29 protein-coding genes are annotated in these 24523 nt (G+C 56.4%); all 29 read left to right on the top strand.

The features are described 5' to 3' along the window. The first annotated feature begins 4 nt into the window (after positions 1-4). The 29 genes from BCS37_RS08650 (at position 5) to BCS37_RS08510 (ending at position 24520) form a co-directional block, all read left to right on the top strand. Positions 5-985, top strand: a complete 981-nt coding sequence (locus BCS37_RS08650) for a PhoH family protein (RefSeq protein WP_069181071.1) — start codon at positions 5-7, stop codon at positions 983-985. Then, the gene (ybeY, locus tag BCS37_RS08645) at positions 975-1436 is read left to right on the top strand and encodes an rRNA maturation RNase YbeY (RefSeq protein ID WP_069181070.1); all 462 of its coding nucleotides are present in this window, start codon (positions 975-977) and stop codon (positions 1434-1436) included. The genes BCS37_RS08650 and ybeY overlap by 11 nt, the downstream gene beginning before the upstream one ends. Continuing rightward, positions 1433-2329, top strand: coding sequence for a GTPase Era (gene era / locus BCS37_RS08640; RefSeq protein WP_069181069.1), 897 nt, complete (start codon positions 1433-1435; stop codon positions 2327-2329). Before ybeY ends, era begins: the two co-directional genes overlap by 4 nt. Positions 2330-2342: 13 nt before the next feature. Then, positions 2343-3020 carry a DUF502 domain-containing protein gene (locus BCS37_RS08635; RefSeq protein WP_069181579.1) on the top strand — a complete coding sequence of 226 codons (678 nt, stop codon included), beginning with the start codon at positions 2343-2345 and terminating at the stop codon, positions 3018-3020. Next, positions 3021-3752 carry a DNA repair protein RecO gene (gene recO / locus BCS37_RS08630; protein ID WP_069181068.1) on the top strand — a complete coding sequence of 244 codons (732 nt, stop codon included), beginning with the start codon at positions 3021-3023 and terminating at the stop codon, positions 3750-3752. A 150-nt stretch (positions 3753-3902) separates the two neighbouring features. After that, positions 3903-4103 carry a flagellar FlbD family protein gene (locus BCS37_RS08625; protein WP_069181067.1) on the top strand — a complete coding sequence of 67 codons (201 nt, stop codon included), beginning with the start codon at positions 3903-3905 and terminating at the stop codon, positions 4101-4103. A gap of 119 nt (positions 4104-4222) precedes the next feature. Continuing rightward, the gene (locus BCS37_RS08620; RefSeq protein ID WP_069181066.1) at positions 4223-4744 is read left to right on the top strand and encodes a flagellar basal body-associated FliL family protein; all 522 of its coding nucleotides are present in this window, start codon (positions 4223-4225) and stop codon (positions 4742-4744) included. 39 nt (positions 4745-4783) lie between these two features. Beyond that, entirely contained in the window at positions 4784-5785 is a 1002-nt protein-coding gene (fliM, locus tag BCS37_RS08615; protein ID WP_069181065.1) for a flagellar motor switch protein FliM, read from the top strand. Continuing rightward, a complete protein-coding gene (gene fliY / locus BCS37_RS08610; protein ID WP_069181064.1) occupies positions 5778-7001 on the top strand; it encodes a flagellar motor switch phosphatase FliY in 1224 nt (407 codons plus the stop codon). Before fliM ends, fliY begins: the two co-directional genes overlap by 8 nt. A gap of 152 nt (positions 7002-7153) precedes the next feature. Then, positions 7154-7516 carry a response regulator gene (locus BCS37_RS08605; protein ID WP_069181063.1) on the top strand — a complete coding sequence of 121 codons (363 nt, stop codon included), beginning with the start codon at positions 7154-7156 and terminating at the stop codon, positions 7514-7516. After that, on the top strand, positions 7516-8028 hold the full coding sequence (locus tag BCS37_RS08600) for a FliO/MopB family protein (protein ID WP_069181062.1): 513 nt from the start codon (positions 7516-7518) through the stop codon (positions 8026-8028). The genes BCS37_RS08605 and BCS37_RS08600 overlap by 1 nt, the downstream gene beginning before the upstream one ends. Positions 8029-8069: 41 nt before the next feature. Beyond that, complete coding sequence (gene fliP, locus BCS37_RS08595; RefSeq protein ID WP_442983874.1) at positions 8070-8810, top strand: flagellar type III secretion system pore protein FliP; 741 nt, start codon at positions 8070-8072, stop codon at positions 8808-8810. A 15-nt stretch (positions 8811-8825) separates the two neighbouring features. Next, entirely contained in the window at positions 8826-9095 is a 270-nt protein-coding gene (gene fliQ / locus BCS37_RS08590; RefSeq protein WP_069181060.1) for a flagellar biosynthesis protein FliQ, read from the top strand. A 15-nt stretch (positions 9096-9110) separates the two neighbouring features. Beyond that, positions 9111-9893, top strand: coding sequence for a flagellar biosynthetic protein FliR (gene fliR / locus BCS37_RS08585; protein ID WP_069181059.1), 783 nt, complete (start codon positions 9111-9113; stop codon positions 9891-9893). After that, entirely contained in the window at positions 9856-10977 is a 1122-nt protein-coding gene (flhB, locus tag BCS37_RS08580; protein WP_069181058.1) for a flagellar biosynthesis protein FlhB, read from the top strand. The genes fliR and flhB overlap by 38 nt, the downstream gene beginning before the upstream one ends. Positions 10978-11110: 133 nt before the next feature. Continuing rightward, positions 11111-13195: a flagellar biosynthesis protein FlhA gene (gene flhA, locus BCS37_RS08575; RefSeq protein WP_069181057.1), complete on the top strand. Its 2085-nt coding sequence runs from the start codon at positions 11111-11113 to the stop codon at positions 13193-13195. After that, positions 13196-14554 carry a flagellar biosynthesis protein FlhF gene (flhF, locus tag BCS37_RS08570; RefSeq protein ID WP_069181056.1) on the top strand — a complete coding sequence of 453 codons (1359 nt, stop codon included), beginning with the start codon at positions 13196-13198 and terminating at the stop codon, positions 14552-14554. A gap of 1 nt (position 14555) precedes the next feature. Next, complete coding sequence (locus tag BCS37_RS08565) at positions 14556-15443, top strand: MinD/ParA family protein (protein ID WP_069181055.1); 888 nt, start codon at positions 14556-14558, stop codon at positions 15441-15443. 18 nt (positions 15444-15461) lie between these two features. Then, positions 15462-16154, top strand: a complete 693-nt coding sequence (locus BCS37_RS08560; RefSeq protein ID WP_069181054.1) for a flagellar brake protein — start codon at positions 15462-15464, stop codon at positions 16152-16154. Then, positions 16147-16767, top strand: coding sequence for a CheB methylesterase domain-containing protein (locus tag BCS37_RS08555; protein WP_083205785.1), 621 nt, complete (start codon positions 16147-16149; stop codon positions 16765-16767). The genes BCS37_RS08560 and BCS37_RS08555 overlap by 8 nt, the downstream gene beginning before the upstream one ends. A gap of 18 nt (positions 16768-16785) precedes the next feature. Beyond that, entirely contained in the window at positions 16786-18834 is a 2049-nt protein-coding gene (locus BCS37_RS08550; RefSeq protein ID WP_069181052.1) for a chemotaxis protein CheA, read from the top strand. Positions 18835-18852: 18 nt separating this feature from the next. Further along, positions 18853-19320, top strand: coding sequence for a chemotaxis protein CheW (locus BCS37_RS08545; protein ID WP_069181051.1), 468 nt, complete (start codon positions 18853-18855; stop codon positions 19318-19320). Between the two features lie 32 nt (positions 19321-19352). After that, positions 19353-19976 carry a chemotaxis protein CheC gene (locus BCS37_RS08540; protein WP_069181050.1) on the top strand — a complete coding sequence of 208 codons (624 nt, stop codon included), beginning with the start codon at positions 19353-19355 and terminating at the stop codon, positions 19974-19976. Position 19977: 1 nt separating this feature from the next. Further along, positions 19978-20463 carry a chemotaxis protein CheD gene (locus BCS37_RS08535; protein ID WP_069181049.1) on the top strand — a complete coding sequence of 162 codons (486 nt, stop codon included), beginning with the start codon at positions 19978-19980 and terminating at the stop codon, positions 20461-20463. Positions 20464-20479: 16 nt separating this feature from the next. Continuing rightward, complete coding sequence (locus BCS37_RS08530; RefSeq protein ID WP_069181048.1) at positions 20480-20875, top strand: hypothetical protein; 396 nt, start codon at positions 20480-20482, stop codon at positions 20873-20875. Positions 20876-20899: 24 nt separating this feature from the next. Further along, positions 20900-21655 carry a FliA/WhiG family RNA polymerase sigma factor gene (locus BCS37_RS08525; protein ID WP_442983873.1) on the top strand — a complete coding sequence of 252 codons (756 nt, stop codon included), beginning with the start codon at positions 20900-20902 and terminating at the stop codon, positions 21653-21655. A gap of 65 nt (positions 21656-21720) precedes the next feature. After that, a complete protein-coding gene (locus BCS37_RS08520; protein WP_069181046.1) occupies positions 21721-23319 on the top strand; it encodes a DUF342 domain-containing protein in 1599 nt (532 codons plus the stop codon). Between the two features lie 18 nt (positions 23320-23337). Then, the gene (locus BCS37_RS08515) at positions 23338-23676 is read left to right on the top strand and encodes a hypothetical protein (protein ID WP_069181045.1); all 339 of its coding nucleotides are present in this window, start codon (positions 23338-23340) and stop codon (positions 23674-23676) included. Between the two features lie 88 nt (positions 23677-23764). Further along, positions 23765-24520 carry a hypothetical protein gene (locus BCS37_RS08510; protein WP_069181044.1) on the top strand — a complete coding sequence of 252 codons (756 nt, stop codon included), beginning with the start codon at positions 23765-23767 and terminating at the stop codon, positions 24518-24520. Positions 24521-24523 lie beyond the last annotated feature (3 nt).

Raw genomic sequence — 24523 nt, 5'->3', positions numbered from 1 at the left:
GTTCTTGCAGGAGACGACGGACACAATTGAATTTCGCGATCAGCAGGAGGCGTATGCGATTCTTGGGGAGCGCGACACGCTGCTCCAATGTATGCAGGAGGTCTTTTCCTGCCGCATGGTGAGCCGCGGTACGACGCTTGCAGTCACAGGGGCGGCGGAGGAGATTGCCGCCGTGCGCGTGCTCGTGCAGGAACTTCTCTTCTATCAGCGGCAGGGCGCGAAGCTGACGACGCACGAGGTGCGCTACGGCGCACAGCTCGTGCGCGCAGGACGCGCCGAGGAACTGCACGCACTCTTTGCCGAGGTGCTGCTCGTGACGGCGAAGGGCAAGGAGGTGCGCGCAAAGACGCTTGGTCAGCGCGACTACCTCGCGAAGATCCGCAGGAATGCCGTGACGCTGGGCGTCGGCCCTGCAGGTACGGGCAAGACCTATCTCGCTGTTGTGATGGCGGTCGCAGCACTCCGCAACCGCGAGGTGAGCCGTATCATCCTCACGCGGCCCGCCGTGGAGGCAGGGGAGCATCTGGGCTTTCTCCCGGGCGACCTCACGGAGAAGATCAACCCCTATCTGCGTCCGCTCTATGATGCCCTGCAGGATATCCTCGGCGCTGAAGCCTATCAGAAGATGATGAGCCGACAGCTGATCGAGGTGGCCCCGCTCGCCTACATCCGCGGGCGTACGCTCGAAGATGCGTTCATCATTCTCGACGAGGCACAGAACACGACGGGCGCGCAGATGAAGATGTTTCTCACGCGCCTCGGATTCGGCTCCCGCATGGTCGTGACGGGCGACCTCGAGCAGGTCGATCTGCCGCACGGTACGGTGTCGGGGCTGAAGCAGGCGTGTCAGATCCTAAAAGGGGTGAGGGGCGTCGGCATCGTACGGCTCGAACCTGTGGACATCATCCGTCACGAAGTTGTGACGCGCATTGTCGAGGCATATGGAGCATGGGAGAAAAAGCGGGGGCACGCGCATGGAGATTGAGATACGGAGGGAGCCGGAGGTGCTTCCTGTGACGGCAGAACAGACGGAGGCCGTACGCCGTTCCGTTCTTACGGTCGGGCGGCTCTACGGGGCGGAGGATGCCGAGGTCAGCGTGACGCTGACGGACGATGCGCATATCCATGCGCTCAACCGTGAATACCGCGGCATTGACCGCCCGACAGACGTCCTTTCCTTTGCCCTCACAGAGAGTGAGGAACCGGAGATTGTCGGCGGGGAGGATCATGAGGTCTTGGGCGATCTTGTGATCTCGCTCGAGCGTGCACAGGCGCAGGCGGAGGAGTACGGACACACAGAACTGCGGGAACTCTCCTTTCTCACGGTGCACGGCATGCTGCACCTCCTCGGATATGACCACATGGAGGAGGAGGAGCGATTGGAGATGGAAGAGGAACAGCGGCGCGTGATGGAGGAGTTGGGGATCGCACGATGAGTACGCATAAATCCGGGTTTGCCGCCGTGATCGGGCGGCCGAATGTCGGCAAGTCCACCCTGATCAACGCGCTCATCGGCCAGAAGATCGCCATTATGAGCGACAAGCCGCAGACGACGCGCAGCCGCATTCTCTGCATTCTAACGGAGGAGGATGCACAGATCATCTTCCTCGATACGCCGGGCGTGCACAAACCGAAGCACAAGCTCGGCGACTACATGGCGAAGGCGACGGAGGGAGCACTCCACGGTGTCGATGTCGTCGTCTTTGTCGTGGACGCAACCGAGAAGATGGGGGCGGGCGAGCAGTACATTCTGAAACAGCTCGCAAATGTCCGCGTGCCCGTCCTGCTCGCGGTGAACAAGGTGGACTGTATCCCGCGTGCGCAGACACTGCCGATCATTGCAAACTACGCGAAGGCGTACAACTTTGCAGGCATTGTACCGATCTCCGCACGCGAGGGGGAGAATCTGGACGGGCTCCTTGCGGAGATCAAAGCACATCTGCCTGAGGGGCCGCAGTACTATCCCGCCGACATGGTGACGGATCAGCCGGAGCGCCTCATCGTCGCCGAGCTCGTGCGCGAGAAGGTGCTCACACTGACGCGGGACGAGATCCCGCACGCCGTCGCCGTCGACATCGAGGAGATGACGACACGACCGAAGGGCGATGTCTACATCCGTGCTGTGATCTATGTCGAACGTGAGTCGCAGAAGGGAATTGTCATCGGCACAAAAGGTGCGCTCCTGCGGACAATCGGCGCACAGGCGCGTACCGATGTGGAGACACTGCTCGGGTCAAAGGTCTACCTCGACCTCTGGGTCAAGACACGCAAGGATTGGCGTAATCGGGCAACTGCCCTGCGGGAGTTTGGGTTCTATGAAACCGATTGAAGAAACAGCGGTCATGACACCGACATTTGATCGGGCGTATCAGCGTGAGCTTAATCGTATGTCACGCCGCTTTGTCAATGGGCTGCTCGTCCTCGTGCCCGTCATCATCACGCTGCTCGTTATCGAGTGGACGCTGCGGTTTACCGAAGGGGTGCTCGGGCAGTATCTGCCCTTTTATTTCCCCGGCATGGGCATCATCACGCTCGTCCTCGTGATCTACGCTGTCGGCTGGGCATCGACAAACTGGGCACTCGCAAAGATCATCTCGCTCGGCGAGACGCTGATCGGGACGATTCCGTTCGTGAAGTTTATCTACACGAGCGTCAAGCGTCTCTCGGAGGCGGTGCTCGACTCGAGCAGCAACTTCAAGGGCGTCGTCCATATACCCTATCAGGGCGGGCGTGCGCTCGGCTTTGTGATGGCGGATCTGCCGCCGCGCTTTCAAGAGGCGATGGGCGGCGGCTATGTCTGTGTTTTTGTCCCGTGGAGTCTCAACATGACCTCGGGGACGACGCTGCTCGTTCGGGAAGAGGATGCTGTGACGATCGACATCCCGAAGGAGGAGGCGCTTCAGTATATGCTGACGGCGGGGGCGGTGATGCCTCTTGACGAGGTGAAAAAGAAGCCGCGGCAGAAAAAGGTTTCTGCCGATGTTCAGCCTGCCGAGAAGCGGCGGGGGATGGAGACGTAGATGGCACTCTATGCGGCGGAGGGCATCGTACTCGGCACGCGCAGTTGGGGTGAGGCGGACAAGGTCATGACGATCTTCACGCGTGAACGCGGGCTTCTGCGCGCCGCCGCGTTCGGCTGTCGCCGTCCGCGCAGCCCCCTCGCGGGCGCGATGCAGATGTTCGTGCACTCTGACCTGCAGCTCGCCGAGGGGACGCGTCTTGAGACGGTCAAGACAGCAAGCGTACGTGCGCACCATGCAAAGCTCTCGCTTGATCTCACGGCACTCGCATACGCGACGTTTGTTGCAGAGGTAATCCGTGCGCTGCTGCCCGAGGGCGTTGCGGATGAGGTTTTTTTTCACAAACTCGCGGCGATCCTCACGGCGTTCGAGACGCGCAACCCGCGCGTGACAGCACTCGCCGCCGTCCTTCAGACGCTCGCGGCGGCGGGGCTTCAGCAGAGCTATGAGCGCTGTCTGCACTGCGGCACAGAGATCACGGGTGATGCGTTTTTCCTCGCACGCGAGAGCGGTGTGCTCTGTGCGGACTGCCGCATGGGGGAGGCCACACCGTTTTCTGCAGAGCTGCGGCAGCTGCTCCGCGCTCTGGAACAGCTCGATTGGCAGCAGCCCCCCGCACTGCAGCTGCGCGGCGGAACGCTGATGGCAGCGGAGTCCGTCGTGCTCGCACACGTGCAGGAACTCGTCGGACACCCCCTGCGGTCGCTTGCTTTTTTAGCGCAGCTCGAATAATTTTTGTGAAAAATTTAAGCCATGATGAAAAAATAGCCGCAAAAAAAAAGGAAAAGTAAAGATGATGGCGAAAATATATCAGGTAATCATTTGTGTATAGTTTTTGCTGTGCGCAAAAAAATGAGAGAGGGAACGGAGGGAAAGCCTGTCATGATCATGCTGACGAAGTTCAACTCCAAGACGAACCAAAAGGGAGAGTTTGTCCTCAACGCAGAGATCATTGAGAGTATTGAGGAAACGCCGGATACCGTGGTAACACTTACCAACGGAAAAAAGCTGATCGTCGAGGAGTCGATGGAGGAAATTGTGCGGCGCACAATTAAGTATCGTCGTGCACTTCATCAAAATTAGTTGGCGAATTTCCATTCCTTTGGTATAATGAGGGGAACAGCGTTCCTCTACGTGGCAAGGGAGTGCCCGGGTGTGGAGCCCCTGCGGCTTCGTGGTCATTTTTAGGGAGGGAGTAACTCATGGCGGAGGAAAAGGAAGAACAGGCAGTAGAACAGCCAAAGCAGAAATCACCCATGCTCATGATGATCGTTGTGGTCATCGTGGCAGTACTTGTTGCAGTGGCGGCAGCCGGCGGCATCTCGTACTACATCTTCTCGCAGGCAGAGTCGACGTCGCATTCGGACGACGGAGGCGGGAGCAAGTCGAATCATGACCCAGGGGTGTTCTACAAGCTTGGTGACCCCAAGGAGGGCATTCTCGTCAATGTTGGCGGCGGACGTTCCGGGAAGTTCCTGAAGGCGGGCATTGTCCTCGAACTGAACCCCGGCAAGTCGGACAATGTCGTGGACGGCAAGGTCGGTTCGGTCGCAGAGACGAAGATCCTCGATACGACGATGCAGTTCCTGCGTGCGGCACCGCTCGAGGAGTTCGACGCGTCCAAGCAGGATGCACTCAAGAAGCAGCTGAAGGATGCGCTCAACGAGCGCCTGGGACAAGGCTCTGTTTATGATGTTTACATCACGAGCTTCCTGCTGCAGTAAGTAACATGAAGCACTGCACAATGGGAAGGGGGAAGAGTCTTGGCTGAGGACGTACTGTCTCAATCCGAAATAGATAAGCTGCTCTCAGCGCTTTCGGATGGCTCGGTTTCCGCCGAGGAAGTCAAGGCGGAAGAAGAGGAGCGCAAGGTCAAGAACTATGACTTCAAGCGGCCGGATAGATTCTCCAAGGATCAGATCCGCACGCTCTTCATGCTCCATGAGAGCTTTTCGCGTCTCGTAAATACGTATCTCTCGGCAAGTCTGCGCACTATGGTCGACATCGAGGTGGTGTCGGTCGAGCAGATGACCTATCAGGAATTCGTTCAGTCGATGGGGAATCCGTCGGTCATCGGCATCCTCGGATTGCCGCCGCTCAAGGGCAATATTGTCATGGAGATCGGTACAGATCTGGCATTTGCCTACATCGACCGCGTCTTTGGCGGGGAGGGAAAACCCGGCGTCAAGTCGCGGGCGCTGACGGATATCGAGACAGCGGTTATGCGTCGCTTCATTGATACGGTCACCAATTATTTCAGGGAAGCGTGGAGCAACGTGATCGAGTTCCGTCCGAACTTTGAGACGATGGAAACGAACCCGCAGTTTGCGCAGCTTGTTCCGCCCAGTGATATGGTTGTTCTCATCACGATCCATATGAAGATTGGCGATGTCGACGGGATGATGAACATCTGCATCCCCTATCTGGTGCTTGAGCCGGTTATGTCGAAACTCACCACGTCGTTCTGGGTGGCAGCTTCTGCTGAGAAGGAGAGCTCGCCGGAGCAGGTGGCGGAACTCCAGCGTAAAATTGAACGCACACGCGTATCGTTTGCGGTGGAACTGGGGTCGGTTAATATATCGATCCATGAGTTCCTCACGCTCGGTTTCGGCGATGTACTGCAGCTCGATACACTTGCGAAGGACGAGCTTGTCTGCTATGTTGGTTCGAATGCAAAGTTCCGCGCGCGTCCCGGTACCGCCGGAAAACGTATGGCTGTGCAAATATCCGGCATTATAGAAGGAGATGACGACGCGAATGAGTGATGAAATGATCTCGCAGGAGGAGATCGATGCCCTCCTGAACGGCGGAGCGAGCGGCGACGATACACCTGCCGATGATGCTGCGCCCACGGATGACGCTTCGTCTGCGGATGATGCCGCGCCTGCGGCTGACGCGTCTCCCAGCGATGACGGCGATGCCGACATTACAGATCTGGAGCGCGACGCGCTCGGGGAGATCGGCAACATTTCGATGGGCGGTGCTGCAACGACGCTCTCCGTCCTTCTCGGACGCAAGGTGTCGATCACAACGCCGACGGTTTCGGTATCCAACCTGCGGCAGCTGAAGGAAAAATATCCCGTCCCCTTCCTCGTCGTCGAGGTTGGGTACAGCATCGGAATCGAGGGCAACAACGTCCTCTGCATCCAGGCGAAGGATGCTGCGATCATTGCCGATTTGATGATGGGCAATGACGGTACAAATCCTGATCAGGAACTGAGCGAGCTCCACATGAGCGCGGTCAGTGAATGTATGAACCAGATGATGGGCAGTGTTGCAACCTCACTCTCATCGATGTTTAATAAGAAGGTGGACATTACTCCTCCCGTGGTCACACTTGTTGACCTTGCGACGGAGGAAGTGGTATCCAAGCTGCTGGACAAGGTTGACCCGATTATTCAGGCATCCTTCCGTATGGAGGTGGACGGTCTCATTGACAGTGAGATCATGCAGCTCCTGCCGGTCGATGTCGCGAAGGACATGGTCGATGCATTGATGAATCAGCAGCCGGATGTCGACAACGAGGAAGAAGCCGTTGCGGCAGCATCCGCACCGCCGCCTGCAGCTCCTGCTGCGGCCCCGGCACCTGCGGCACCAGCAGCTGCTGCACCTGCAAATTATGGATATGGAGCACCACCTATGCAGCCACATGTAGCATCCAATGTGCCGGTACAGTCGGCGCAGTTCACTCCGCTCAGTTCAACGCCGGTACAGGTGAACGACGCCAATATTGGCCTCATTCTCGATGTGCCGCTTCAGGTCAATGTCGAACTCGGGCGGACCAAAAAGTCCATCAAGGACATTCTTGACCTGACGAAGGGATCGATCGTCGAGCTGGATAAACTCGCCGGAGAGCCTGTTGACATCATGGTCAACGGCAAGTATTTGGCAAAGGGCGAGGTTGTTGTCATTGACGAGAACTTCGGCGTCCGCATTACGGAGATCGTCAGCCCGCTGGAGCGCGCTGCACGTCTCCAGTAACGGAAGGTTTGGGACTGGTGCAGAAAATCCTTGTCTTAGGCGGCACTTTTCGTTATAATGAGTAACGATAAAAAGCACATATGAAAATGTGCGTGTTTTTGTGCCCCCTTTTGGAATAGGGATGTTCTATCGGATTAAGGAGAGATGAAAAAATGGCAACTCGCGTTCTGATTGTTGACGATGCAGCTTTTATGCGAATGATGGTGAAGGACATCCTCTCGAAGAACGGCTACGAAATTGTCGGCGAGGCTGAGAACGGCATGAAGGCGTTGGAGAAGTTCCAGGAGCTCAAGCCGGATCTCGTAACGATGGATATCACGATGCCGGAGATGGACGGCATCACGGCGGTCAAGGAGATCAAAAAGGTCGATCCCAATGCGAAGGTCGTTATGTGCAGCGCAATGGGTCAGCAGGCAATGGTTATTGAGGCCATTCAGGCGGGTGCGCGCGACTTCATCGTGAAGCCGTTCCAGGCGGATCGCGTGCTGGAGGCCATTCGCAAAGCCGTCGGCTGATGAACGAACGGATATTTTCTCTGTCCTTGCTTCTCGGAGGCATCCTCTATCTCCTGTGTACGGGGGATGCATCTGCAGCAGGTGAAACGGGCGGCGGATATTTGGCTGGATATGAAGAGGCTGACCCGCGTCCGTCGGCCGTGTCATGGTGGTCGACGGTCGTCTATGTGGTTAGCCTTTTTGCTGTCTTTGCATTTGTCGTTGTGCTCGCGTATTTTGTGGCGCGTGCCTTTGGCAAGAGCTCGATGCAGTCGCTTGCCGCGCGTGGAGGACAGATCTATCTGCAACTGCCGCTCGGCCCGAATCGCTCGGTCTGCGTAGTGGAGCTCTTCGGACGCGTGTTTGTGCTTGGCGTAACGGATGCAAGCATTCATCTGATCACGGAGATTGACGATCCCGAGACGATAGAGGAAATCCGCAGCGCAGCACCGACAGGGGGAGGCGTCTTTCAGGAGCAGTTCGGTTCACTGTCGGATTTTGTTCAAAAGATACCGCCGCTCTTTCGTAAGTGATGGCGGCAGAGAGAAATGGGGGGACGGGGTTGGAGCGCAAAATGCTGATATTGGGGAGTGCAGCGCTCCTCCTGCTGCTCGGCATGGGGCACGTGGACGCTGCGCCCCTGATTCCTACGGTCAGCGTCGGTGTTGGAACATCGGAGAACCCACAGGAAGTTGCGACCAGTATGCAGCTTCTCGCAGTACTGACGATCGTTTCACTCGCGCCTGCAATTCTCGTTATGACAACGTCCTTTGTCCGCATCGTTGTGGTCATCGGATTCCTGCGCAATGCACTCTCGACGCAGAATGTGCCGCCGAATCAAGTCGTTATTGCGCTCTCGCTCTTTTTGTCATTCTACATCATGGCACCCTATTGGGGACAGGCCAATGAGAATGGAATACAGCCCTATCTTGGGGGACAGATCTCGCAGGAACAGGCGCTGGAGAATATTGTCGAACCGATGCGTGAGTTCATGTTCCGCCAGACGCGGGAATCCGATCTCGCGCTCTTTGTCAACCTCTCAGATGCACCGCGTCCGGAGGGACCTGAGGATGTATCGACATTTACCTTGATTCCAGCATTTATCATTAGCGAGCTCAAGACGGCGTTTCAGATCGGCTTCATGATCTACATCCCGTTCATTGTCATTGACATGATCGTCGCAAGTACGCTTATGTCGATGGGTATGATGATGCTGCCGCCGGTCATGATCTCTCTGCCGTTCAAGATACTCTTGTTTGTTATGGTCGATGGGTGGCATCTCTTGATTCAGTCGCTCATCATGAGTTTCCGTTAGTGGGGAGGCATGGCGATGTCCGGAGATTTGGTCATCCAGCTTGCCCAAGAGGCGCTCATGATCGTGCTTCTGGTCTCTGCCCCCATGCTGGGACTTGGGCTTATCGTTGGTCTCTTGGTGGCGGTCTTTCAGGCGACCACCTCGATTCAGGAGCAGACACTTGCATTCATCCCGAAGATCATCGCGGTCTTTGTCGCCATCCTGATCTTTGGTCCGTGGATGCTGCGCATCATGGTTGAATACGTGACCAATGTGTTTGTAAATCTGCCGATATATCTGCGCTGAAAGGGGCGGCAGTGCATGGATCTGTATGAACTGCTGCAGGGGCATATCGCGGTATTTCTGCTGACGCTGACACGGATCAGCGGTATTTTTATCGTCTCCCCGTTCTTCGGCAGTATGAATATCTCACCGTACTTTCGCGTGGGACTGGCACTTGCGATGACCGTTGTGCTCTTTCCCGTCATCGACGGATTGGGCACGCCTGCGGCACCCGAGACAATCATCATGTTTGCCGTGTCCGCAATCGGTGAACTCTTCATTGGATGGCTGATCGGCTTTGTGGCATACATCTCCTTTGCCGCCATTACCATGGCGGGCAAGGTCATGGATATGCAGGTAGGCTTCGCCATTGTCAATGTTGTGGATCCGACTTCCGGTCAGCAGATACCGCTCATCGGAAGTTTTCTTTATAATCTGGCGGTCATTATCCTGCTCGTAACAAACGGGCACCACATGATTCTCGCGGCGCTTATGGAGAGCTTTCGCGTCGTTCCTCTTGCGGCGATGGAGCCAAACATCTCGATGGCGCTTCTCATCGCGAATTTTACGAATGGCATCTTCCTCACGGGGATGAAGATCGCCATGCCGATCACCTTTGCAATCCTTCTCACAAATGTGGGGCTTGGGATCTTGGCACGCACAATGCCGCAGATGAACATTTTCGTCGTTGGCATTCCAATGCAGCTGATGATTGGCATTACCGTACTGTCGATGGTGATTCCGTTCTATGTCTTATTCCTGGATGTGCTGTTTAATGAAATGTATGGAAATATATCACTTGCGGTACGCGCCCTCCAATAGGTGCGGATTCGTCTTTGACCTCCAGCGTTTCGCGGGCGAAAAGACAGAAGAACCAACGGCGAAAAAGCGCGCCGACGCGCGCAAAAAGGGACAGGTCGCCCGCAGTCAGGAGCTCAACAGTGCGTTTGTCCTGCTCGTGGGATTCTTCGGCCTCAAACTGCTGTGGGATTCGATCTATGTTTCGATCTCGACCTATACAACGTATGTGTTCAGCAATCTGAACCAAACGGTCGATACGGAAAACATCGTCCGCATCTTCATCGGCATTGTCATCGTTCTTGCCAAGACGGCCTTTCCGATCATGCTCTTTATCATGATCATCGGGCTTGCGATCAACTTCTTCCAAGTGGGACTGAACTTCAACACAGAGTCCATCGAGTTCAAACTCGATAAGCTCAATCCCATCAACGGCTTTGGACGCATCTTCTCGAAACGCTCTCTCGTGGAGCTTGCGAAGTCCTTCTTCAAGATCGCTGTCATCGGCTTCTTTCTCTATCGTTTCATCCACGAGCAGATTCTTGCGATGCCGCAGTTTATGTTTTTTGACCTGACGACGAGCCTTGCGCTCGTTGCGGAGATCATCTTCCAGATGGCATTCATCGTCATCGGCGTTATCATGGTCATGGCGGTCATGGATTACGGCTACCAGAAATGGCAGACGACGCAGGATCTCAAGATGTCGAAGCAGGAAGTCAAGGACGAGATGAAGCAGACGGAGGGCGATCCCCAGATCAAGGGCAAGATTCGCCAGAAACAGCGGCAGATGGCGATGGCGCGCATGATGAAGGAAGTCCCAAAGGCGGATGTTATCATTACGAACCCGACCCACTACGCCGTCGCGCTCTCCTATGAACAAGGGATGTCCGCGCCCGTGGTGATTGCAAAGGGGCAGGATCTCGTCGCACAGCGCATCAAGGAAATTGGGCGTGAAGCACGCGTGCCGATCATCGAGAACAAGCCGCTCGCACGCACCTTGTTTGCCGTCGTTCAGGTAGGTGACAGTGTGCCGCAGGAGCTCTATCAGGCGGTCGCCGAGGTGCTCGCCTATGTCTACCGACTGAAGCACGCACGGCGCGGCGCCTGAGGGAATCGGGTGATTTCACTGAGGCCGTGACGAAAGTCTTATTTAGTATTTGACGTACTTGCGATATCTGGTATAATATTTAGGGGACAAATAATTTTTTGTCCTCGTAGGGAATGAGGGAGTGAGTGAGAGTATGGCAGCACCGCAGTCCGGCAGTGTAAATCCTCTTGCATCCGGCAATCTCATACAACGGTACAGTGATGTCCTAATCGCCGTCGCCATCGTAACAATCGTCATTATGATGATTATTCCGCTGCCGACGATGGTGTTGGATGTCCTTATCTGTCTGAATATTACGATTGCACTTCTCGTCGTGATGTCGGCAATCTACAATGTGGAGGCTTTGGATCTATCGGTCTTTCCTTCCTTGTTGCTGATTACGACACTGTTTCGGCTGGCTTTGAATATCTCTTCGACGCGTCTCATCCTCCTTGACGGTTTTGCCGGGGAGGTTATTACTGCGTTTGGCAACTTTGTTGTCGGCGGTAATGCAGTCGTCGGCTTCATTGTGTTCGTCATCCTCGTCATTGTCAACTTCATCGTTATCACGAAGGGCTCGGAGCGCGTGGCGGAGGTCTCGGCTCGCTTTACCCTCGATGCGATGCCAGGAAAACAGATGGCAATTGATGCCGACCTCAATCAGGGCGCGATCACGGACGCGGAGGCGAAGCGCCGCCGCGAGAAGGTGCAGCGTGAGTCCGATTTCTTCGGCGCAATGGACGGTGCTTCAAAGTTCGTCAAGGGCGACGCGATCGCGGCGATTGTCATCATGATCATTAACATCAGCGGCGGCTTTGTCATCGGCATGCTGCAGCGCGATATGGATGCGGCGCAGGCGCTGCAGACCTATACACTGCTGACGGTCGGTGAAGGTCTGGTCGCGCAGATACCGGCGCTTCTCATCTCGACGGCGACCGGTATCATTGTCACGCGGTCGGCAGCGGAGGGCAACCTCGGCGGCGATCTCGTGAAGCAGCTCTTCCGAAATGCGCGTATCTTCATGATCCTCACGGGCGTCCTCCTCTTCCTCGCGATTATGCCGGGGCTTCCGGGTGTTCCGTTCACGGTGCTCGCTGCGATCTGCGGTCTCATTGCGTGGAACCTCTATCGCGGACAGGCCGTGGAGCAGGAGGTACAGCAGGTCGAGCAGAAGGCAAAGGCGAAGAAGGAGGCGACGACACCCGAGAATATCGTGTCGCTGCTTCAGGTCGATCCAATGGAACTCGAGATCGGCTACAGTCTCATTCCGCTCGTCGATACGGGGCAGGGCGGCGATCTGCTCGACCGCATCGTAATGATTCGGCGGCAGTGTGCCCTTGAACTCGGACTTGTGGTGCCGACGATCCGCATACGCGACAATATACAGATCAAGCCGAATGCCTACATCATCAAACTCAAAGGGATTGAGATTGCGCGCGGTGAGCTGATGCTCGACCACTATCTCGCGATGAACTCGGGAACAGTGTTCGAGGAGGTGCCGGGCATTGAGACGACGGAGCCGGCATTTGGCCTGCCTGCACTCTGGATCTCGGAGCACGAGCGCGAACAGGCGGAGCTGAACGGCTACACTGTGGTGGATGCGGTCTCCGTGCTTGCAACACACCTCACGGAAATCATCAAGCAGCACGCCGCCGAGATCCTTGGGCGTCAGGAGACGCAGAATCTTCTCGACAATCTCCAAAAGACGAATGGTGCGCTCGTGGACGAGGTCGTTCCAAATCTGCTCAGCGTGGGCGAGGTGCAGAAGGTGCTTGCAAATCTGCTGCATGAGCGCATCTCCATCCGTGATATGAGCACAATCCTCGAAGTGCTTGCCGACTACGGCACGGCAACGAAGGACACAGACGTCCTGACGGAATACGTCCGCCATGCAATGGCGCGTCACATTACGCAGCAGAACGTCCAGAACGGTGTTCTCCCGTGCATCACACTCGATCCCGCGATTGAGAACAAGATTGCGGGCAGTGTGCAGCGTACGGAACATGGCTCCTACGTCAGCCTCGATCCCGATTCCATGCAGAAGCTCTTGATGGCACTGCAGGAGGAACTCAAGAAACTGACTGATCAGGGCTATCAGCCGATCGTACTGACGAGTCCGACCGTGCGTCCCTATTTCCGAAATTTGGTCGAGCGTTCCATTGCGGGCCTGATTGTACTCTCCCATGCGGAGATTGAACAGAATGTTGAAATCCAAATCCTTGGGGTGGTGAGAATCTAAGTGCAGGTCAGGACGGTGCGTGCCTCCTCCGTGAAGGAAGCCATGGAACAGATCAAGGACGAGCTCGGCAGTGATGCCGTGCTGCTCCATACAAAAAAATATCGTGAGGGCGGCGTCCTCGGCGGTGAGGAGATGATTGAGGTGACGGCTGCGGTCGATGAAACACAGGCGCGTGTGCCGCACACACCGTCAGTGTATGTACCTCCGGCTGCGCCGATTCTTCCCTCCAATGTACTCAATCAATATCGGTTGGCGGAACAGCCGCTGCAGGATGGAGCGGCGGCAATGCCCGCACGCGGTGTTCTGCCGACCTATGAGACGTACGGAACAGAGCCGTCGGCAGTGCCTTATCCCGTGCAGGAATCGACGGCCTATCAGCCAGGAGGATATGTCATGCCGGAAGCACCTGCGGCAGTTCCGCCGCAGACGGTCCCCCTCGTCCATGAAGCGCCGCCCGAACCCACGCCCATGGAACCGGAGCCGTTGGAGGAGGACGGCTCTGCGGAGCGCATCCGCATGCTGGAAGACGAGCTCGCGCAGATGAAGACCATGCTCGCCTCCATGATGGCTGCGAATCAGCCGAAGGAAACGGTTACGATACAGGATGCGCTGCGCCGTCAGGATGTACGCGATGAGCTCTGTGAGGATCTTTCTGCGAAGGTTCCCGTCGCCGACGTGAACCTTGACAGCCTTGACCCAAGAGCCGGCAGCGTTCTTTCCGGTTATCTCGCGCAGGTGATGCAGTTTACCGACGGCCTGCAGACAGGGGGGCGCAGCTCACGTGTGGTTGCCTTTATCGGGACGACAGGAGTCGGCAAGACGACCACTCTCGCAAAGGTGGCGGCCCACTTCGTTTTGGAGCAGAATCTCAAGGGCGCGCTCATCACAGCAGATACCTACCGCATCTCAGCCGTGGAGCAGCTGAAAAAATACGCGGAGATCTTGGGACTGCCCGTTGAGGTCGTCTACTCTGCGGCGGATCTCAAAAAGGCAATTGCCCGTCACCGCGGCAAGGACTTCGTTCTCGTCGATACGGCCGGGCGCAGTCAATACAACGCGTTCCAGATGGACGAGCTCAAGGAACTGCTCGCCGCGCACCCGCGCATGGAGAAGCATCTCGTCGTCAGTGCGACGACAAAGGAAGCAGATGCCGCAGAGATTATGGAGCGGTTCTCCGTGTGTAAACCAGATCGCATTATCTTTACGAAAACAGATGAAACGCGGACGATCGGCATGGTACTCAATTTACTTGCGGGCAAAGGGCTTCCCCTTTCGTTTCTGTCGAACGGACAGAGCGTGCCGGATGACATCATACCGGCGACGGCGGATCGGCTCGCGGAATTGCTCTTGAGGGAATAATATGACGGATCAGGCAACGCGGCTGCGCCAAATGGTCAGTTCGGAGACGGCAGTGCCCGCCTCGCTCGCACAGGCAGAGGCGTGGGCGAACGTGCGCGTGATTGCGGTCACGAGCGGCAAGGGGGGCGTTGGAAAGACCAACCTTGCCGTCAACCTTGCGATCGCCCTTCAGCAGAGGGGGCACCGCGTTCTTGTCATCGATGCCGATCTCGGCATGGCAAATGTGGATATTCTCCTCGGAACCACATCGCGCAGGCATCTGCTCGATCTCCTGCAGCCGGAGGTAAAACTCGACGATGTCATTGTCGAGACGGTACACGGCGTTCAGTATATCTCCGGCGGCTCCGGCATTGAAAAAGCACTCGAGTACGACCATGCGGAGAAGGTCATGCTGCAGCAAAAACTTGCCGATTGTGCTGTACGTGCGGATTTGATTCTGGTCGATACGGGCGCAGGACTTGGGCGCAATGTCATGGACTTCATCCTTGCAGCCGACGAGGTGCTGCTCGTAACGACGCCGGAACCGACATCGCTTACAGATGCCTACGCCGTCATGAAGGCGTACAGCATCTACGCAACGCAGAAAAATCTTCGACTTGTCATCAATCGCGTTTATGAGCAGAAGGAGAGCCGAGAGGTGGCTCTGAAACTGCAGCGTGCTGCCGAGAAATTTCTCCACATGTCTGTGGATTGTCTCGGCTATGTCTTTGAGGATACATCGGTCACGAAGGCAGTACGCAAACAGACACCCCTCCTGAAGGCGACACCGAATGCCGCGGCGGCACGCTGTATTGACGCACTCGCAGAGACTCTGCTTACGGGCAGTGAGATGCATGTGAAACGGGGATGGAAAGGTTTTTTACAGCAAATTTTTAAGTTTTCGACGTAGCCAAGGAGGAAAATTTCAATGGCGGGCGAATTGGTACAGGCAAGGAGTGTTTTAGCCATCGGACAAAGGCTGGAAATATTCTTTGAAAACAACGAGGAGGAAACCTCCGGCTACACGAGTCGTGTGGAGGATATTGTCGGAGATGACCTCGTTGTTGCTATGCCGCTGGACGAACGCCGTGTTCCCGTGATTCCCCAGGTCGGTGAGAACCTCTATGTGCTTGCCGCAGGGGACGGATGTCATTATCGGTTCTTTAGTGTGCATCGCAGCCACGGGCGGCATGAGGGGCGCATTCCCGTCCTGCATCTCTCCCTTCCCGAGGTCGCGGAGCGCTTTCAAAAGCGTGGTTTTTTCCGTATCAAGGTCAATCTCACGGCAACGGTTCGCGTGGTGGATCAGGAGGGGAAAATCGACGCGCCAAAGCGTGTTCCCATTGTCGATATGAGCGGCAGCGGGCTGGCGTTTGCATGGCCTAAATCCGTGCCCCTGCACCTGAATGCTGCACTTGCGATCAACGATATTCCGGGTATCGGAACGACGGAGGTCATGACGCGGGTGATGCGGTGTACGCGTGTCGAGCGCGAGGATGACGCGCCGATTTACCATATCGGCGTGCAGTTTCAAGGAATTTCGCGCGGCATGAGGGACAGGATCATTCGCTATCTGTTCCACGTGCAGCGTGCGCAGGTGGAGCGCGTAAAAGATGAGTGACAGTGAAAAAAAGGTGTTGACGCCGAGGGGGGCGCCCCGCGCGCAGATGCGGCTCGTTGTGATTGGTTCCTCAACTGGAGGACCACAGGCGCTGCAGACTGTGATTATGGGGCTGCCAAAGAATTTTCCCTGCCCCGTGGTCATTGTTCAGCATATGCCTGCAGGGTTTACAGGTGCCCTTGCGCAGCGCCTGCACGGCGTTGCACAGGTGAATGTCCGTGAGGCGCAGGACGGAGAGTTGCTCGAAGCCGGCTGTGTCTATATCGCTCCTGGCAACTACCATCTGCGCATTCGCCACGAATCCGGCGTGCGGCGGATTGCCCTCAGCGATGAGCCGCCTGTCGGCAACCACCGCCCTGCCGTCAATGTGATGTATGAGTCAGTTGCACATCTAGGGAAGGATGTCGTTGCCGTGATCCTTACGGGAATGGGCAGCGATGGGCGCGAAGGGATGCGCGAAATCAAGAAAAATGGCGGCTACTGCATTGCGCAGGATGAAAAGACTTGTGTCGTCTACGGAATGCCAAAATCCGTGATCGATGCGGGACTGGCCGATGAGATATGCCCATTGCCGCAGATCGCGCGTGCGATTGAGACGGCTGTGAGAAGATAGGAAATAGGGGGAATATCAATGGATAACCAGTATATGGATATGTTCCTGGATGAGTCGCATGAGCATCTGCAGTCACTCAATGAGGGACTCCTGCGTCTCGAAGAGAACATGGAGGAGATCAGCGCCGTCAACGACATCTTCCGCAATGCACATACACTCAAAGGGATGTCCGCAACGATGGGCTTTGCCAAGATTGCAGAGCTGACGCACGAGATGGAAGACGTGCTTGATCTCGTCCGCAAGGAGCAGCTCAAGCTCAATGAGGACATTATGGACACGCTGTTCAAATGTCTGGACTCGCTCGAGCAAATGGTCGACAGCGTGGGCAATGGCGAGGCGGAAGACGTTGTCGATGTCTCGGATCTCGTTGCAAAACTCAGTTCGATTTCCAAGGGCACTCCTGCGCCGGCTGCAGCAGCCCCCGCTGCAGCGGCTTCCGCACCTGCACAGGAGGCTGGTGCAGCAGGTACGGATCTGGATCTCGATGAGATCGATCTCGATGTCATGAAGAAGGCAAAAGAAGCCGGCATGAACATGTTCCATGTCAAGGTTGTCCTGATGGAGACCTGCGTTCTCAAGGCAGCGCGCTCCGTCATGGTTATGCATGCGCTGGACGAGGTCGGCGATGTCATCAAGAGCATTCCGCCGGCGGAGGATCTTGAGCAGGAGAAATTCGAGCGCAGCTTTGATGTGGTGATTGCCACGGGTGCCGATGCCCAGGCAGTACAGAATGCCGTGGATACGGTTTCGGAAATTGAAGATGTTCTCGTTGAGCCGCTCGATCCGGACAAGGTCGGAAAGTCGGAGGCTTCCGCGCCGGCTGCGGCTCCTGCCGCTGCGCCTGCGGCAAAGGCTGCAGCACCCGCTGCCAAGAAGGAGGCGGCAAAGCCAGCTGCAGCTCCCGCGAAGAAGCAGCATCAGAGCCAGAGTGTCCGCGTTGATATCGAGAAACTCGACACCCTGATGAACCTCATGGGCGAGCTCGTCATCAACAAGGTGCGCTTGGAGCAGATCGGTCAGACACACCGACTGAGCGACTTGATGGAGACGCTCGAGCAGATGGACCGCGTGACGGGTGATCTGCAGAACATTGTCATGAAGGTCCGCATGGTTCCGGTCAGCGCTGTGTTCAACCGGTTCCCGCGCATGGTCCGCGACGTGTCGAAGGAACTCGGCAAGGAGATCAACCTCACGATTGAAGGTGAGGAAACGGAGCTTGACCGCACCGTTATCGACGAGATCGGCGATCCGATCATGCACCTTCTGCGCAACTCACTCGATCACGGTGTCGAGAGCCCCGATGCGCGTGAAGCGAAGGGAAAGTCACGTACCGGTGAGGTCGGACTCATCGCACGTCACGAAGGCAACAACGTCGTCATCATGATTACCGATGACGGCGCGGGCATTGATGCGAACAAGATTCGCCGCAAGGCGGTCGAAAAGGGCATGATCTCGCAGAGTGAGGCGGACAGCCTTGACGATGCGGATGCCGTGCGCTTGATCTTCCTGCCGGGCTTCTCGACGGCAGAGCAGATTACGGACATCTCGGGGCGCGGCGTCGGCATGGACGTTGTGCGCAGCAAGATTGAAGCGCTGTCCGGTCACGTCGATGTCGAGACGCATATCGACGAGGGCTCCGTCTTTAAGATTAAGCTGCCGCTCACGCTCGCGATCATTCAGGCAATGCTCGTACGAGTGCAGGAGGAGATGTACGCCATTCCGCTCACCTCCATCGACAGTACAATCAACATTGAACCCACTGACATCCAGACGGTTCAGAACAAGGAAGTCATCGTCCTGCGCGGGGAGATCATTCCGATCATCCGCATGGAGGAGGCACTTCAGGTTCCGCACACGAAGGATTCTGACGAACATTTCGTCGTCGTTGTTCACGCAGGTGAGGCGAAGGCCGGCATCGTTGTGGACAATCTTATCGGTCAGCAGGAAATCGTTATCAAGACACTCGGAAATCTCTTCGCCGGGCTCAAGCTCTTCGGCGGGGCAACCGTCCTCGGAGACGGCAGGGTTGCGCTGATTCTCGATGTTGCAACGATGATTCAGCAGTAAAAGGGGAGGGAAAAGAAGATGGCAGAGGATATGAATCAGGGCAATGCGCCGCAGAATTCACAGTATGTGGCGTTCAATCTTCGCGATGAGGAATACGGCGTCAGCATTCTGAACGTGCAGGAGATCCGCAATCTGACGGACATTACGCGCGTTCCGTATGCGGCGGATTTTATCAAGGGCGTCATCAATCTGCGCGGCTCGGTTCTTCCCGTGATTGATCTCAAGCAGCGCCTCGGTCTCGCCGAGACGCCGTATACAGATCGTACGCGTATTGTCACCGTCTCCGTCGAGGATGTCCATGTCGGCATGCTTGTCGATGCTGTGACGGAGGTTCTCAGCCTTGAGAATGCGCCTGTCGATACGAAGAAGGCGACGAACGGACGTGAGAGCAGCCGCTTCCTCAGCGGCATCGGCAACATCAACGGCAGGCTCATTGTCCTCCTCAATCTGGAGGAGATCGTCGGACTTCCGAAAGAGGCAAAATAAGAGCTTACCGTCATGATTAAGAGGTATGACACATGAGCGGAGATGAGAATCTGACAGAACTGTCAGAGCTGCAGCTGGATGTGCTCAGGGAGATTGGAAATGTCGGCGCAGGGAATTCTGCGACGGCACTTTCTCGTCTGATTCAGCGCCGTATTGAGATGAATGTGCCGCATGTGGCACTCGTTCCAATTGAAGATGTACCAGAATTTGTCGGCGGGCCGGAATTGGTTGTCGTCGGTATTTTCTTGCGCGTCTACGGCAAGGCACCGAGCAATATTCTGTTCCTCATTCCGCGTGACAGTGCGTTTGCACTGGTAGATACACTCCTCGGACGCGAGCGGGGCAAGACCACCGAACTCGATGCGATGGATGAATCGGCGCTCATGGAGATCGGCAACATTCTCGCGGGTTCGTATCTCAACGCGTTCTATACATTCACGGGCATGAGCATGCTGCCCTCCATTCCTGCACTTGCTGTGGATATGGCAGGTGCCATTCTCAATGTCGTTTTGGTTCAGCTCGGCGAGATGGGGGATCATGCGCTCCTCATTGAGACGAATTTTGTTGCAGAGGATCAGAGCATCAGCGGGCACTTCTTCCTGGTACCGGATCCCGGATCGCTCAGCAGCATTATGAATGCGGTAGGAGTTGAATGATATGCCGGATTTGATAAAAGTCGGTATGGCCGACTACAAAGTCGGCGCAGCTCCATCCACACTCATCAGCTATGGATTGGGCTCCTGCATCGGACTTTCCCTCTACGATCCCACGGCAAAAGTGGGTGGGCTGCTCCACTACATGCTGCCGGACAGCAAACAGGCGCGGCCCTCGGACACGCCCGCCAAATTCATCGACACGGGATTTCCGCTCATGCTCGCGGATGTTCTGAAACTCGGTGCCGTCAAATCGCGTCTCGTGGCAAAGATTGCGGGCGGTGCGCAGATGTTTGCATTCTCCAACACGACGAGTGTCATGCGCGTCGGCGAACGCAATGCACAGGCAGCAAAGGAGCTTCTCGCGCAGCATGGGATCCGCCTCATTGCGGAGGATACCGGGCTCAACTACGGGCGTACAGTTTCGATTGACCTGAACGATGGTACCTATACGGTGAAAACCGTCAGCAAGGGAGATAAAACGATATAGGGAGTAAGGTGAAAATATGTTCAAACTCGGTATGGCTCTGATGTTCGCGGTGATCGCTGCGCTCGTTGTTTTTCTGACGGGAATGTTCGGCGATGCACGCGTGGCGACGGCGTTTCTTCGCAGCCTCATCGCATTCCTCTGCGCCGGTGCATTCACCTATCTCGTGACATACATCCTCGAAGCAAAGGGCTGGGCTTTTTTTGACAAGTATCCGGCAGAGCTCTTTGAGGATATGCAGCCGCCGCATTATGAAGAAGATGATATCGACTTCGATGCGGTAGAGAATGGGGGGACGAAAGCTGCAGAGGAATTTGCTGAGCCGACGAACTTTCAGCCGCTCTCTGAGGACTCTTTTATTCATATGAAAACACCGCCGGCAGAGGGGGATGAGGGAGCTCCGGCACCCGCCTGAGGGATTCAACGGAACTGAGAGGAGATGATGCAGATGGCGGAGCAGACGGCAGAGGATATTGAAGCGCTGTGGCGGGCATATGAAACGGAAAAGACCGTGGATATACGCAACCGTATCGCCGAGCATTATCTGCCGCTCGTTCGTCTCGTTGCCGGTCGGATTGCCATCAGTCTTCCGCAGCATGTCGATCGGGAGGATCTTCTGAGCAGCGGCTTCTTTGGACTCTTGGATGCCATTGAGCGCTATGAACTAGCGCGCGGCAACAAGTTTGAGACCTATGCCGGCGTGCGTGTCCGCGGTGCAATGCTCGATCATCTGCGTGCAAAGGACTGGATTCCGGTCAGCGTCCGTCAGAACATCAAAAAATATGAGAAGGCGGTTGCACGCCTTGAAGGAGAGCTTGGGCGCACGGCAAGCGACGAGGAACTGGCCGAGGAGCTCGATCTCACGCTCGAGGGTTTGCACCATCTCGAGGGACAGGTCAGCGCCGCGACCATCATTCCTCTCGAGGAGTATCTGCGCACGGATACTCCGGCCTCGATGGAGGACGGTCCCGTGGAGCACGCGGAGTGGACGGAGGTCAAGGAAACCCTCGCCGCAGCGATTGAGAAACTTCCCGAGAAGGAGCGTACGGTCGTTGCGCTGTACTACTACGATGAGATGACCCTCAAAGAAATTGCGGCGATCCTGCACCTCTCGGAGGCACGGATCTCGCAGCTTCATACGAAGGCAATCTTTCGTATGCGCGGCTCACTCGCGCGTATGAACGACGAAGCTTGATGTGTTGTAAACTGGGGGAAAGAGTTATAATAAAGGCGCAATTTTGAAGGATCGGAAGTGATGTTGTGGAGCGCACTATTGGAGGCATACACGAAGGGTTTCAGCTTGTGGTCAAGGCGGACGGCAATTATCTGACCGTCTACCCGGGAAGCAAGGATACCCCTGCGATTGATTTGACGACACTCAAGAGTCGTCTTGCAGAGGAGGGTGTCAAGGATTACGACAAACTTCAACTGGCACGTCTTGTCCGTGCTGCGGACGGATTTGAGGCAAAGCTCGACGCGGCACCGGAGGATGACGGCGAGAATGCAATCATTCCCTTTAGCATTGAAATCGCAAACGACGCAATGACAGCTGCCGTGCGGTTTGATGACAACCGCGGCAATGTGCCGCCCGATGTCTCCGATGTGCTCGATGCACTCGCTGCAAAGAAGGTCGTCTATGGCATTGACCGTGATGCCATCGGGCGCGGTGTCGCACGTCTGACACCGTTTATGGCGGCACGCGGAACCGCTCCCGAGGCGGGAACGGATGCACGTATCGAAAAGAAATTCGATATGGGGGCAAAGGGACGGCCTGCTGAACGCGCGTACGACCGCGTGGACTACAAGGACATGAACATCTTTATCCGCGCGAACATCGGCGACGTGCTTGCTGTACGCATCCCCGAGACCGCCGGTGTGCCGGGGAAAAATGTATTCGGTGAAGAGGTGCCTGCAAAGCCGGGAAAACCTGCTGCATTGCCGCAGGGGAAGAATACAAGAGTTGTCAATGAGCATGAACTCGTGTCACTCATTGACGGTCAGATCGTAGACGACGGAAAGAAGATCAGTGTGGATCCGCATCTCGTGATTGACTCGAGCGTCGATGTCGGGACGGGGAATGTTGACTTTGCCGGCAGCGTCGAGATCAGGGGCGATGTGGAGAGCGGCTTTACGGTCAAGGCTGACGGTGATGTCGAGATCAAGGGCATGATCGGCGGTGCCGAGGTGACGGGGCGTAATGTCATTGTGCACGGCGGCATTCGCGGCATGAACGTCGGCAAAATCAATGCGGAGGAGGACATCAGCATTTCCTTCGTAGAGAATGCAAACATTGTTGCGGGGCGCGATATCTATGTCAACGATGTCGTTCTGCACTCTGAGATGCGTGCGGGGCATCATATCCGCGTTGAGGGACGGCGGGGCTTTATCACCGGCGGGAAGGTCGGTGCGGGCGAGTCCATCCGTGCCAAGGTTCTGGGCAACAACTTCTATGTACAGACCAACCTCAGCGTCGGTGTCGACCCGAACCTTAAATATCGGTACGATACGCTGGGCAAAGAATATCAGGCAAATGTCAAACGCTTGACGGAGATCCGCCTCTCTCTGGAAACGCTCAAGAAGCAGCCGCTCATGAGCCTCTCCGAGCGTCGGCGCGAGCAGCTTGCCGAGCTGACGCATGCACAGTTCCCTCTCGCCGGTGAAATCAAGAAGATGAAGGAAAAACTCGAGGAGATGGAGTCTGAACTGGAAGAGATGAAGCGTGGTTCCATTGCTGCCTCGGATACGATCTTTCCCGGTGTCAACATCACGATCAACGGGGTGAAAAAGTCCGTGGAAGAGGAACTTAAACACGCACGACTCCAAATGCTCGACGGGCAGATTGTTACAGGAATCTTTTGAGGAGAGGCAGGTGCCGTCATGAATGTCACGCCAATCAGCATGCAGATGATGTTCCCGCAGTCCAATGAGGCAGGGAACGTCCAAAGCAATATGCAGAATCAGGTCAATATCCAGCAGAGTTTTGAGTCCGTTCGACAGAAGCAGGATGCAGAACTCGCACGCCAACAGGTGCGTGCGAAGGAGCAGGCCAGTGAGGATACACGCGTGAAGGATGATCCGGAGCGCGAGCGGCGGCAGGGCGGCGGTCGCGGCGGCGAGGGCCGCCGACGGGACGGTGCGGAGGATCGTGGTGCAGAACTTCTGCAGCGTCTCGCTGCGGATCCCAACCGCGGCGTTCATCTCGACATCAGTTTTTGATCAACGCAGTAGATGTGGATAAGGGAGGCGTCCTGTTATTATTTCTGTTACCGAAATTCTGGGTGCACTCATCATCCTCGGTGCTGTCCTGCTGCTTATCGTACGGTACGTTCTCCATCGGAGACAGCGCAGTGATGAGGCGGACGAAGATCTTGCGGAATCCATCGAGAAGCTGAAAAAGGAATTGCAGCAATCCGCCGATACCATCATTAAGCGGCTCGGCTCTCATGTGACCAAGCTCGAGGGGCTCCTGCGCGAGGCGGATGATCGGTGTGTGCGTCTCGAGACGCGCGTGGCGGATGGACAGCGTCTCGAGTGGGCGCTCCGGCAGCGTATCGAAGAACTTGAACGACGCCTGCGTGACCTTGGTCAAACACCGCCGGCTCCTCCTGTCATGCGTTCGCCGGAACCTGTGCCTCCTATGGTACCCGTACAGGAGGCACGTCGTACGGACGGCGATGAGTTTGCGGCTGTTCTTCATCAGTCCATTTTACGGGAGCATGCACGCGCCGCAGCAGAGCCTGCAGCGCAGTCCTTTGTACCGCCCCCGCCGACAGCGCGCGCAGCAGTGCAGTCGGAACATCCGCAGACTCCCGCACCTGTGCTTCAGCCTGTGCGCAGTCAGTCTGCAGCAGCAATGCCCGCACCTCCGCCGCGTGTGCCGTCGCCCCCGCAGCCGCCCATGATGACGGAAGCAGAAGCAGAACCCGCACAGGAGGATGAGGCGATCATCAAGGCACGTGCACTCCTGCGTGCAGGACGCACGATTGAGCAGGTGGCGCGTGAGACGGGCGTCGAGATTGGAGCGCTCCGTCTCATGAAGCAGATGACGCAAAGGGATTGACAA

The organism is Selenomonas sp. oral taxon 920 (assembly GCF_001717585.1).
Taxonomy (GTDB): Bacteria; Bacillota; Negativicutes; order Selenomonadales; family Selenomonadaceae; genus Centipeda.
The sequence above is the reverse complement of the archived record's forward strand: the minus strand, read 5'-3'. Positions and strand labels throughout refer to the sequence as shown.

Coding starts and splice junctions, on each gene's coding strand:
- BCS37_RS08535 (WP_069181049.1), top strand. CDS start 19,978: ATGCCGGATTTGATAAAAGTCGGTATGGCCGACTACAAAGTCGGCGCA.
- BCS37_RS08605 (WP_069181063.1), top strand. CDS start 7,154: ATGGCAACTCGCGTTCTGATTGTTGACGATGCAGCTTTTATGCGAATG.
- BCS37_RS08600 (WP_069181062.1), top strand. CDS start 7,516: ATGAACGAACGGATATTTTCTCTGTCCTTGCTTCTCGGAGGCATCCTC.
- fliR (WP_069181059.1), top strand. CDS start 9,111: ATGGATCTGTATGAACTGCTGCAGGGGCATATCGCGGTATTTCTGCTG.
- BCS37_RS08550 (WP_069181052.1), top strand. CDS start 16,786: ATGGATAACCAGTATATGGATATGTTCCTGGATGAGTCGCATGAGCAT.
- BCS37_RS08635 (WP_069181579.1), top strand. CDS start 2,343: ATGACACCGACATTTGATCGGGCGTATCAGCGTGAGCTTAATCGTATG.
- BCS37_RS08560 (WP_069181054.1), top strand. CDS start 15,462: ATGGCGGGCGAATTGGTACAGGCAAGGAGTGTTTTAGCCATCGGACAA.
- BCS37_RS08555 (WP_083205785.1), top strand. CDS start 16,147: ATGAGTGACAGTGAAAAAAAGGTGTTGACGCCGAGGGGGGCGCCCCGC.
- BCS37_RS08625 (WP_069181067.1), top strand. CDS start 3,903: ATGATCATGCTGACGAAGTTCAACTCCAAGACGAACCAAAAGGGAGAG.
- recO (WP_069181068.1), top strand. CDS start 3,021: ATGGCACTCTATGCGGCGGAGGGCATCGTACTCGGCACGCGCAGTTGG.
- fliQ (WP_069181060.1), top strand. CDS start 8,826: ATGTCCGGAGATTTGGTCATCCAGCTTGCCCAAGAGGCGCTCATGATC.
- ybeY (WP_069181070.1), top strand. CDS start 975: ATGGAGATTGAGATACGGAGGGAGCCGGAGGTGCTTCCTGTGACGGCA.
- BCS37_RS08530 (WP_069181048.1), top strand. CDS start 20,480: ATGTTCAAACTCGGTATGGCTCTGATGTTCGCGGTGATCGCTGCGCTC.
- BCS37_RS08540 (WP_069181050.1), top strand. CDS start 19,353: ATGAGCGGAGATGAGAATCTGACAGAACTGTCAGAGCTGCAGCTGGAT.
- BCS37_RS08620 (WP_069181066.1), top strand. CDS start 4,223: ATGGCGGAGGAAAAGGAAGAACAGGCAGTAGAACAGCCAAAGCAGAAA.
- BCS37_RS08515 (WP_069181045.1), top strand. CDS start 23,338: ATGAATGTCACGCCAATCAGCATGCAGATGATGTTCCCGCAGTCCAAT.
- fliP (WP_442983874.1), top strand. CDS start 8,070: ATGCTGATATTGGGGAGTGCAGCGCTCCTCCTGCTGCTCGGCATGGGG.
- flhA (WP_069181057.1), top strand. CDS start 11,111: ATGGCAGCACCGCAGTCCGGCAGTGTAAATCCTCTTGCATCCGGCAAT.
- era (WP_069181069.1), top strand. CDS start 1,433: ATGAGTACGCATAAATCCGGGTTTGCCGCCGTGATCGGGCGGCCGAAT.
- BCS37_RS08545 (WP_069181051.1), top strand. CDS start 18,853: ATGGCAGAGGATATGAATCAGGGCAATGCGCCGCAGAATTCACAGTAT.
- flhB (WP_069181058.1), top strand. CDS start 9,856: ATGGAAATATATCACTTGCGGTACGCGCCCTCCAATAGGTGCGGATTC.
- BCS37_RS08525 (WP_442983873.1), top strand. CDS start 20,900: ATGATGCAGATGGCGGAGCAGACGGCAGAGGATATTGAAGCGCTGTGG.
- BCS37_RS08565 (WP_069181055.1), top strand. CDS start 14,556: ATGACGGATCAGGCAACGCGGCTGCGCCAAATGGTCAGTTCGGAGACG.
- fliY (WP_069181064.1), top strand. CDS start 5,778: ATGAGTGATGAAATGATCTCGCAGGAGGAGATCGATGCCCTCCTGAAC.